Origin of the sequence: Clostridium pacaense, assembly GCF_020709765.2 — a bacterium.
GTDB lineage: Bacteria > Bacillota > Clostridia > Lachnospirales > Lachnospiraceae > Enterocloster > Enterocloster hominis.
Genome location: NZ_JAJFEB020000154.1, coordinates 1 through 253, shown reverse-complemented (window position 1 = coordinate 253; position 253 = coordinate 1). Strand labels below are relative to the sequence as shown.

General features: G+C 54.2%; 1 protein-coding gene. It reads right to left on the bottom strand.

What is annotated here, in order from left to right; genetic code table 11:
• Nucleotides 1-28: 28 nt before the first annotated feature.
• On the bottom strand, nucleotides 29-253 hold a 225-nt coding region (locus tag LK536_RS58880), incomplete at its 5' end, for an AroM family protein (RefSeq protein ID WP_506092344.1).

Genomic DNA, 253 nt, shown 5'->3' with positions numbered 1-253 from the left:
AATCTCTATTAAATCCATCTTCCATCTCCTATTTCACATCGGTCAGTTCGGAAATGACCCTGGCCAGCAATGGCCTTGGAAGGACCACCAGCTTGCCGGTTTCCTTTGCGAACATGTCCTTCATTTCCTGGTTAAATCCGATGCAGTCCAGTACGACCAGGTCCGCATCCATATCCTTAATTGCCCCCGCTGCCGCGGCCAGGGCTTCCCACGGTCCATAGGGGGAGGCCGGGACAGCCTTTACATGGTCCAC